The organism is Mesorhizobium sp. M0106 (genome assembly GCF_040322715.1).
Lineage (GTDB): Bacteria > Pseudomonadota > Alphaproteobacteria > Rhizobiales > Rhizobiaceae > Mesorhizobium.
Map to the genome: position 1 here is coordinate 1 of NZ_JAMYUA010000087.1, position 9,741 is coordinate 9,741.

Here is a 9,741-nt window from a genome sequence, read left to right on the forward strand (position 1 = left end):
GCCTACAGAATCACACACCAACCCGACGCCGCAACTCACAGATGAGTCATCGACGCAACGAAAAGATGTGTGCATCCCCTAGCCACTTCCGTGGGGGCGAGGAACCGGAGCTGGGATGATGCCGCGATCCTCCGGCAGGACAGAGGGGGGCGCGAAGGAACTCGACCGAGCGATCTTCCCGCAGGAAGTTCCTGCTCTTGCGCCAGACTGGCCCGGGCATTCGCCAAATTGCGCGCCGGCGCGGAAGATCGACAAGAAATTTCGCCGACATATCTCCATCCTGTCGGCCGCGGGCAGCAGCCAGCGGCAGCGAAGCCTCGCCCGACGAATTGGCACTGCTCTGGCGGTGTGCAAATATCCTGGCCGGGCAACAGTGGAGGACCGAGATCATGGCCGATGCCGGAATGCTGCGCTTCCATGTTCCGGAACCGGAAGTGCGGCCGGGCGGGACGCCGGATTTCTCTAATGTGAGCATTCCAAAAGCTGGCTCGGTGCCGCGCCCGAAGATCGACGTCGACCCGCGCGACATCCGCGATCTGGCCTTCTCGATCATCCGCGTGCTCAACCGCGCCGGCGAGGCGGTCGGGCCGTGGGCAGGACTGCTTTCGGACGACGAGTTGCTGGAGGGGCTGCGCCATATGATGACGCTGCGCAGCTTCGATGCGCGCATGCAGATGGCGCAGCGCCAGGGCAAGACCTCTTTCTACATGCAGCATCTCGGCGAAGAGGCAGTGAGCTGCGCCTTCCGCAAGGCGCTGTCGCGGGGCGACATGAATTTTCCGACCTATCGGCAGGCCGGCCTGCTCATCGCCGACGGCTACCCGATGGTCACGATGATGAACCAGATCTATTCGAACGAGGCCGATCCGCTGAAAGGGCGGCAATTGCCGATCATGTATTCATCGAAGGAGCACGGCTTCTTCTCGATCTCCGGCAATCTGGCGACGCAGTACATCCAGGCGGTCGGCTGGGCGATGGCCTCGGCAATCAGCAACGATTCAAAGATCGCCGCCGCCTGGATCGGCGACGGCTCGACCGCCGAGTCCGACTTCCATTCGGCGCTGGTGTTCGCCTCGACCTACAAGGCGCCGGTCGTGCTCAACGTCGTCAACAACCAATGGGCGATCTCGACCTTCCAGGGCATCGCCCGCGGCGGTTCCGGCACTTTTGCCGCCCGTGGGCTCGGCTTCGGTATTCCGTCGCTGCGCGTCGACGGCAACGACTATCTCGCCGTCCATGCGGTGGCCAAATGGGCGGCGGAACGGGCGCGCAGCAATCTCGGGCCGACGCTGGTCGAATACGTCACTTACCGCGTCGGCGCCCATTCGAGCTCCGACGACCCGTCGGCCTACCGGCCGAAGGCCGAGTCCGATGCCTGGCCGCTCGGCGACCCGATCGTCAGGCTGAAGAACCATCTCATCCAGCGCGGCGTCTGGTCGGACGAACGCCACGCCCAGGCCGAGGCCGAAATCCTCGACACGGTGATTTCGGCGCAGCGGGAGGCCGAGCGCCACGGCACGCTGCATGCCGGCGGCAAGCCCTCGGCGCGCGACATGTTCGAGGGCGTCTATGCCGAGATGCCGCCGCATCTCAGGCGCCAGCGCCAACAGGCAGGGGTCTGACCATGCCGCGGCGGACCATGATCGAGGCGATCCGCGACGCCATGGACGTGTCGATGGCGCGCGACAGCCAAGTCATCGTGTTCGGTGAGGATGTCGGCTTCTTCGGCGGCGTCTTCCGCTGCACCCAGGGCCTGCAGGCGAAATACGGCAAGAGCCGCTGCTTCGATGCGCCGATCAGCGAATCCGGGATTGTCGGCGCGGCCATCGGCATGGCCGCCTACGGGCTGAAGCCTTGCGTCGAGGTGCAGTTTGCCGACTATGTATATCCGGCCTATGACCAGATCGTCTCGGAAGCCGCGCGGCTGCGCTACCGGTCGAACGGCGATTTCACCTGCCCGATCGTCGTGAGAATGCCGACCGGCGGCGGCATTTTCGGCGGCCAGACCCACAGCCAGAGCCCGGAGGCGCTGTTCACCCACGTCTCCGGCCTGAAGGTCGTCGTGCCGTCGAACCCGCATGACGCCAAGGGCCTTTTGATCGCGGCGATAGAGGATCCGGACCCGGTGATCTTTCTGGAGCCGAAGCGGCTCTACAACGGCCCCTTCGACGGTCATCACGAGCGCCCGGTAACGCCATGGTCGAAACATGAGCTCGGCGAAGTCGCCGACGGCCATTACACGGTGCCGCTCGGCAAGGCGGTGATCCGCAGGCAGGGCGCGGCAGTCACCGTGCTTGCCTACGGCACGATGGTCTATGTCGCCCAGGCGGCAGCCGAGGAGACCGGCATCGATGCCGAGATCATCGATCTGAGGACACTGCTGCCGCTCGATCTCGAGACGATCGTCGCCTCGGTCAACAAGACGGGGCGCTGCGTCATCGTGCATGAGGCGACGCTGACATCGGGGTTCGGCGCCGAACTTTCGGCGCTGGTTCAGGAGAGCTGCTTCTACTATCTGGAAGCGCCTGTGGCGCGGGTCACCGGCTGGGACACGCCCTATCCGCATGCGCAGGAGTGGGACTATTTTCCCGGTCCTGCCCGGCTAGGCCGCGCGCTCGTCGAAACGGTGGAAGCCTGAAGGGGGAACGATGGGCGAATATGTCATCAAGCTGCCCGATGTCGGCGAAGGCGTAGCCGAGGCCGAGCTCGTCGAATGGCAGGTCAAGGTCGGCGACCTCGTGCGCGAGGATGCCGTGCTGGCCGCTGTCATGACCGACAAGGCGACGGTCGAAATTCCTTCGCCCGTCGATGGCGAAATCGTCTGGTTGGGCGCCGAGATCGGCGACACGGTGGCGATCGGCTCGCCGATTGTCAGGTTGAAGGTGGCGGGCGAGGGTAACGTCAGCGATGCTGCGTCGCAGGCCACTGAGGCGGGCGCCAAGAATACCCCCACCGGGCGCAGTACCCCCACCCCTAACCCCTCCCCACAAGGGGGAGGGGGACGCGTCACGGCCGCCAAAGCCGATGCCAAACCCATTTCGCCATCATCCAGAAAAGTTTCAACGCATGAGGGTGGAAGTGGGCCGGCGGAATCCCCCTCCCCCTTGTGGGGAGGGGTTAGGGGTGGGGGTACTGCGCCGGCTTTCGGGGGTATAGCCCCGGTCGGCGCGCCGCGCCCCGAGGGCGAAAAGCCACTGGCCTCGCCGGCCGTCCGCTTGAGGGCGAAAGAGGCCGGCATCGACCTTCGGCAGGTCCCGGGAACCGGCGCGGCCGGGCGCATCCGGCACGAGGATATCGAGGCTTTCCTGGCGCGCGGACCCCGGCTCGCCAAGGTTTCCGGCCTTGCCCGCAACGAGGCGGTCGAGGACATCAAGATAGTCGGGCTCAGGCGAAAGATCGCCGAGAAGATGACGCTGGCCAAGTCGCGCATCCCGCATATCACCTATGTCGAGGAGATCGACGTCACCGCGCTCGAGGATTTGCGCGCCGCGCTCAACAAGGAGAAGCGGCCGGGCGGGGACAGGCCGAAGCTGACGCTGCTGCCGTTCTTGATGCGGGCGATGGTCAAGGCAATCGCCGACCAGCCCAATGTCAACGCACTGTTCGACGACGAAGCCGGCATCGTCCACCAGCATGGCGGCGTCCATATCGGCATCGCCGCGCAGACGGCTTCCGGGCTGATGGTGCCGGTGGTCAAGCACGCCGAGGCGCGCGACATCTGGGACTGTGCAGCCGAGGTTGTCAGGCTGGCCGAGGCGGCAAAGTCCGGCACGGCGACGCGCGACGAGCTCTCGGGCTCGACCATCACCATCACTTCGCTGGGCGCCATGGGCGGCGTGGCGACGACGCCGGTGATCAATCATCCGGAAGTGGCGATCGTCGGCGTCAACAAGATGATGGTGCGGCCGGTATGGGACGGCACCCAGTTCATCCCGCGCAAGATGATGAACCTGTCCTCCAGCTTCGACCACCGCGTCGTCGACGGCTGGGACGCGGCGGTGTTCATCCAGCGGATAAAGGCGCTGCTGGAAACGCCGGCGCTGATTTTTGTGGATTGAGGAGATGAACAGAGGATCGCAGGGGCGCGGGATGAGAGCAGTAGTGATCCTTCGCGCCCCCCTCTGCCCTACCGGGCATCTCCCCCTCAAGGGGGGAGATCGGCCGTCATCCCGCCTTTCGCCAATCTCCAGCCTTGCAGGACTAAGCCGAACGCGAAAGCTGCCAATCTCCCCCCTTGAGGGGGAGATGTCCGGCAGGACAGAGGGGGGCGCTGCCCCGCCGGCTCGTCGAACTAAGGTGCAATGATGAAGGAAATCTCCTGCAAGCTGCTGGTCATCGGCGCCGGTCCGGGCGGCTATGTCTGTGCCATCCGCGCCGGGCAGCTTGGCATCGACACGGTGATCGTCGAGGCAGGCAAACCGGGCGGCACTTGCCTCAATGTCGGCTGCATCCCGTCAAAGGCGCTGATCCATGCAGCCGAAGAGTTCGAAAAGCTCTCGCACATGGCCGGCGGCAAAAGTCCACTCGGCATAACGGTCGCGGCACCGTCGCTTGATCTCGCGGCGACCATTGCCTGGAAAGACGGCATCGTTAGCCGGCTGAACAACGGCGTCGCCGGCCTGCTGAAGAAAGCGGGAGTGAAGACGGTGCATGGCTGGGCGACATTTCGCGACGGCAAGACCGTTGCCGTCGAGACCGAGATCGGCATGCAGGTGATCCGCGCCGAAACGGTGGTGATAGCGACCGGCTCGGCGCCGGTCGAGCTGCCATCGCTGCCGTTCGGCGGTCCTGTCATTTCGTCGACCGAGGCGCTGGCGCTGAGCGAAGTTCCGGAGAGGCTGGCGGTGGTCGGCGGCGGCTATATCGGGCTGGAACTCGGCATCGCCTTTGCCAAGCTGGGCGCCAAGGTGACCGTGGTCGAGGCGTTGCCGCGCGTGCTGGCGCAATATGATGCGGAACTGACCCGGCCGGTGGTGAAGCGGCTGGCCGAACTCGACATCGAGGTGCTCGTGAACGCCAAGGCCAAGGGGCTGTCCACTAAGCGCGACGCGCTGCTGGTCGAGACGAATGGCGGCAAGAACGGCAAGATCGCTGCCGACAAGATGCTGGTCACGGTCGGTCGCAAGCCGGTGACCGAAGGCTGGGGGTTAGAGCAGATCGACCTCGACATGGCCGGACCCTTCATCCGCATCGACGACCAGTGCCGCAGCTCGATGCGCGGCATCTTTGCCATTGGCGACGTCACCGGCGAGCCGATGCTGGCGCATCGGGCCATGGCGCAAGGCGAAATGGTCGCCGAGATCGTTGCCGGCCACAAGCGCAGCTGGGACAGACGAGCGATCCCGGCTGTCTGTTTCACCGACCCGGAGCTGGTCACCGCAGGCCTGTCGCCGGAGGAGGCCAAGACCCGTGGCGAGATCAAGGTCGGACAGTTTCCCTTCACCGCCAATGGCCGGGCGATGACGAAGTTGGGCGAGGACGGATTCGTTCGGGTAGTGGCGCGGGCGGACAACCATCTGGTGCTTGGCATCCAGGCCGTCGGCCAGGGCGTGTCGGAGCTGTCCACTGCGTTTGGGCTGGCGCTGGAGATGGGCGCGACGCTGGAGGATATCGCCGGGACGATCCATGCCCATCCGACACAGGGCGAGGGTTTTCAGGAAGCGGCGCTGAAGGCGCTGGGGCACGCACTGCATATCTGAGGGCTCGCGCTCTCCCCCCTTGAGGGGGAGATGGCCGGCAGGCCAGAGGGGGTCGGTTCGACTGGATGCGACCTCCCTTGCGACAGATGGAGGTTGGCGCTCTACGCGAGGCGACCCCCTCTGTCGCCTTCGGCGACATCTCCCCCTCGAGGGGGGAGATTACGCAGCTCATCCTGCAAGCCGGCTAACCATCTCGTGCTGCGCATAGGCGCGGCCGAAGCGGTTGGCCAGGAACGCGTCGAGCGCGATGTCCTCCTGCTTGATGAAACCTCTGGCCGGCAAGGTGCCGTCGGCGAGCATGTCGAGCACGGCGCAGATGGCCGATGCGGTGGTGATCTGGATGGCGCTGCGCACCGTTTCGCCGTCGCGCCTGGCGTAGATCTTGTTGGCGTAGGTTTCCTGCAGCAGACGGCCGTTCTTGCGGCCGCTGACGGTGACGAAAACGATGACGACGTCCTGCAGCGTCGCCGGCAGGGCGCTTTCGAAAATGTCTTTCAGCACGTCGCGGCGGTGGCGCAGGCCGAGGTCGTTGAGCAGCGCCTTCATGATCGCGGCATGGCCGGGATAGCGGATGGTGCGGTAATTCAGCGTGCGCACTCTGCCCTTCAGCGTTTCGGCCAGCGTGCCCAGCCCGCCCGAGGTGTTGAACGCCTCATAGGTGACGCCGTCGAGCGAGAATTCTTCACGCTCCTCGAGCGGCGGCACTTCGATCAGCTCGCCTTCGACGATCGCCTCGCAAGGCTCGCAATATTCGTTGATGACGCCGTCGGTGCTCCAGGTCAGATTGTAGTTCAGCGCATTCGACGGGTACTGGGGCAGCGCGCCGACCCGCATGCGCACGCTTTCCAGCGTGTCGAAGCGGCTGGCGAGATCGTTGGCAACGATCGAGATGAAGCCCGGCGCCAAGCCGCATTGCGGGATGAAGGCGCTGCTGCCGGAACGAGCCAGTTCCTTGACCCGCCTGGTGCTGACGACGTCCTCGGTCAGATCGAGATAGTGCACGCCGGCGCTGGCCGCCGCCTCCGCGATGCGCGTGGTCAGATGGAAAGGCGCGGCGCTGAGCACCGCGAATTTGCCGGCCAAGGCCGCTTCGAGGGTGCCGGCGGCCTCGATGTCGAGTTCCAGCGTCTCGACCGTTTCAGACAGTTCGGCCGCGCCGAGCTGCGCCGCCGAGCGGTCGATGAGCGTGACATGGTAGTCGCCCGTGAAAGCCAGCATCTCGGCAATGGTCGAGCCGATCTTGCCGGCGCCGCCGACGATGATTTCCTTCATGACCGGTCCCTCGCACCAATGCCAAATTCACGGTTAGAATCGCAGCTTGCCTGTCGAAAGGAAGCGTGAGATTGTACGAAACGCAGTCTCTCTTTGCGCAATGTGCCGGCAGGGTTCGTCTAAATGCTCAGCGATGCCGACCTGGCTCTGCTTTCCCTGCTGCGTATCAATGCGCGCGCCTCGACCGCCGAACTGGCGCGGCGGCTCGGCGTCTCACGAACCACGGTGCAAAGCCGGATCGAGCGGCTGGAACAGCGTGGCATCATCGCCGGCTACGGGGTCAGGCTGTCGCCGGATTACGAGCAGGGGCTGGTCAGGGCGCATGTCCTGCTCACCGTCACCCCCAAGCTTGCCGACAAGGTGGTGCGCAGCCTGCAGGCGTTGGCACCGGTTCGCACGCTGCACTCGGTCAGCGGCAATTTCGACATGATCGTCATCGTCGAGGCGCCTTCGATCAGGGATCTCGACACGCTTCTCGACCAGATCGGCGCCATGGACGGAGTCGAGCGCACGTCGTCGTCGATCATCCTGTCGACGCGGATCGACCGCTGAGCCGGCTGGTGTCGCGGGTCCAGACGCTGGCGGGACAGCGTCCCCCTCTGCCCTGCCGGGCATCTCCCCCTCCAGAGGGGAGATTGGATGTCACCGCGGCTTTCGCCAATCTCCAAGGTGGCTGAATGGATGCTATCGGCGAAGCTGCCGATCTCCCCACTAGAGGGGGAGATGCCAAGTGATCGCAAAGAGGGCAGGACAGAGGGGGGCGCGAAGGATCACCAAGGGCGGTGATCGTTCTGGCGTTACCGCAGCAAAGCGATATAGGCTTTCAAAATGTGGATCGATGGCGTGCAGCCGCCCCCTATCTCTCGCAGCATCGCGCGTTCACCCAAAGAACCTAGATAGGAGGCCTCCTTGCCCAAGCAGTGTTTTGGAAAATCCCATGTGCCGTTGTCGCCGGCGGTCAGGGCCGGCGATTTCGTCTATGTCTCAGGCCAGGTGCCGGTCGGCACAGACGGGCTGGTGGTCAAGGGCGGCATCGCCGAACAGACCGAGCAGGTGCTGTCGAACGTCAAGGCGGCACTGGCGCTGGCCGGCTGTACCCTCGACGACGTAGTCAAGACGACGGTCTGGCTCGAAGACGCCCGCGATTTCGGCATTTTCAACACCGTCTATGCCAGGCATTTCCCGAAAGACCCGCCGGCGCGCACGACAGTGGAGTCGCGGCTGATGATCGACATCAAGATCGAGGCCGAGGCCGTTGCCTACAGGCCGGCCTGACGGGAAAGTGGAGACAGGCGCGATGCAATTCGATCTCCTGATAAAAGGCGGCCGCCTCATCGATCCGGCATCCGGCCTCGACGCGCAGCGCGATCTGGCGATTGCCGACGGCCGTATCGCCGCGATCGACACCGAAATCCCCTTCGAACGTGCCGCCCGCGTCATCGATGCCACGGGCTCCATCGTCGCGCCCGGCCTGATCGACCTGCACAGCCATGTCTATTGGGGCGGCACGTCGCTCGGCGTCGATGCCGACCGGCTCGCCGCAAAGAGCGGCACCACCACCTTCATCGATGCCGGAAGTGCCGGCGCCGGCAATTTCCTCGGCTTTCGCTGCCACGTCATCGAGCGCTCGAAAGTCCGCATCCTGGCCTATGTCAACATTTCCTTTGCCGGCATATTCGGCTTCTCGCAGACCGTGGCGGTCGGCGAGTGTAGCGACCTCCGGCTCTGCGAACCGCGCGAGACGGTAGCGGCGGCTCGCGAGCACGCGGACGTGGTTGTCGGCGTCAAGGTCCGCTCGGGTCGCCATGCCGGCGGCACCAGCGGCATCGCGCCGGTCGATCTCGCGCTCGAAGCCGCCGACAAAGCCGGCCTGCCGCTGATGGCGCACATAGACGAGCCGCCGCCGGGCCGCTCGGAAGTGCTGCCGCGGCTGCGCAAGGGCGACATTCTCACCCACTGCTTCCGGCCGTTTCCCAACGCGCCGATCTTCGCCTCGGGGGCGGTGCGGCCAGATATGCGGCTGGCGCGCGAGCGCGGCGTCATCTTCGACATCGGCCACGGCATGGGCTCGTTCGATTTCGAAGTGGCGAAAGCGATGCTCAGCGAGGGGCTGGCGCCGGACGTGATCAGCAGCGACGTGCATCTCTACTGCGTCGACGGGCCGGCCTTCGACATCCTGGTCTGCATGTCGAAGCTGCTGGCGCTCGGCATGCCGCTGGTCGAGGTGCTGCGCGCCGCCACGCAGCGCCCTGCCGAAGCGATCGCCAGGCCCGATCTCGGCAGGCTTGCGGTGGGTGCGGTCGGCGACATCGCGGTGTTGCGGCTGCGTCCGGGCCGCTTCACCTTTGTCGATTCGGTCGGCGCCTCGCTGGTCGCCGAGCAAAGGCTGGTCTCGGACGGAATCGTGGTCGGCGGCAGCTGGTGGCCGAACGAGGCGGTGGACGATCTCGGCGAGACCGAACGCTTCGAAGCGCATGCGCACGACACGCATGTCGAGGTGGCGAGCCGGCATTTCGGGCGTGGCCACGATTGAGGGCTGTGCGGCTCTTCCTTCTCCCCTTGTGGGAGAAGGTGGATTGGCGCGCAGCGCCAAGACGGTTGAGGGGTGTTGGGAGGATCGCCGTCTTTGCCAAGCTGGAACACCCCTCATCCGACCGAGCTTCGCTCGGCCACCTTCTCCCACAAGGGTGTTTGGACTGGGGACATCGCGAACAGATGTGCGAGGACATCGCGAACAGTTTTGCATGCTATCGCGCCAGGACATTGAGGT

General features: G+C 65.2%; 8 protein-coding genes. 7 read left to right on the plus strand and 1 reads right to left on the minus strand.

The window, feature by feature from the left end; all coding sequences use genetic code 11:
- Positions 1-389: 389 nt before the first annotated feature.
- From NKJ55_RS34645 to lpdA, 4 genes are all read left to right on the plus strand, one after another.
- Complete coding sequence (locus NKJ55_RS34645) at positions 390-1,622, plus strand: 3-methyl-2-oxobutanoate dehydrogenase (2-methylpropanoyl-transferring) subunit alpha (protein WP_254817940.1); 1,233 nt, start codon at positions 390-392, stop codon at positions 1,620-1,622.
- 2 nt (positions 1,623-1,624) lie between these two features.
- Positions 1,625-2,638 carry an alpha-ketoacid dehydrogenase subunit beta gene (locus tag NKJ55_RS34650; RefSeq protein ID WP_352453818.1) on the plus strand — a complete coding sequence of 338 codons (1,014 nt, stop codon included), beginning with the start codon at positions 1,625-1,627 and terminating at the stop codon, positions 2,636-2,638.
- 10 nt (positions 2,639-2,648) lie between these two features.
- Entirely contained in the window at positions 2,649-4,058 is a 1,410-nt protein-coding gene (locus NKJ55_RS34655) for a dihydrolipoamide acetyltransferase family protein (RefSeq protein ID WP_352453819.1), read from the plus strand.
- A gap of 246 nt (positions 4,059-4,304) precedes the next feature.
- Positions 4,305-5,699 carry a dihydrolipoyl dehydrogenase gene (gene lpdA, locus NKJ55_RS34660; protein ID WP_352453820.1) on the plus strand — a complete coding sequence of 465 codons (1,395 nt, stop codon included), beginning with the start codon at positions 4,305-4,307 and terminating at the stop codon, positions 5,697-5,699.
- Between the two features lie 168 nt (positions 5,700-5,867).
- On the opposite strand, the gene NKJ55_RS34665 is transcribed toward lpdA, so the two are convergent.
- Entirely contained in the window at positions 5,868-6,971 is a 1,104-nt protein-coding gene (locus NKJ55_RS34665) for a saccharopine dehydrogenase family protein (protein WP_352453821.1), read from the minus strand.
- 123 nt (positions 6,972-7,094) lie between these two features.
- Here NKJ55_RS34665 and NKJ55_RS34670 point away from each other — a divergent pair, with 123 nt between their 5' ends.
- The 3 genes from NKJ55_RS34670 to NKJ55_RS34680 all read left to right on the plus strand — a co-directional run bounded on the left by NKJ55_RS34670 (position 7,095) and on the right by NKJ55_RS34680 (position 9,504).
- On the plus strand, positions 7,095-7,523 hold the full coding sequence (locus NKJ55_RS34670) for an Lrp/AsnC family transcriptional regulator (protein WP_352453822.1): 429 nt from the start codon (positions 7,095-7,097) through the stop codon (positions 7,521-7,523).
- Positions 7,524-7,880: 357 nt separating this feature from the next.
- Positions 7,881-8,246 (plus strand): RidA family protein, encoded by a 366-nt coding sequence (locus tag NKJ55_RS34675; protein ID WP_352453823.1) that lies wholly within the window; start codon positions 7,881-7,883, stop codon positions 8,244-8,246.
- Positions 8,247-8,268: 22 nt separating this feature from the next.
- Positions 8,269-9,504, plus strand: coding sequence for an amidohydrolase/deacetylase family metallohydrolase (locus NKJ55_RS34680; RefSeq protein ID WP_352453824.1), 1,236 nt, complete (start codon positions 8,269-8,271; stop codon positions 9,502-9,504).
- Positions 9,505-9,741: the final 237 nt, after the last annotated feature.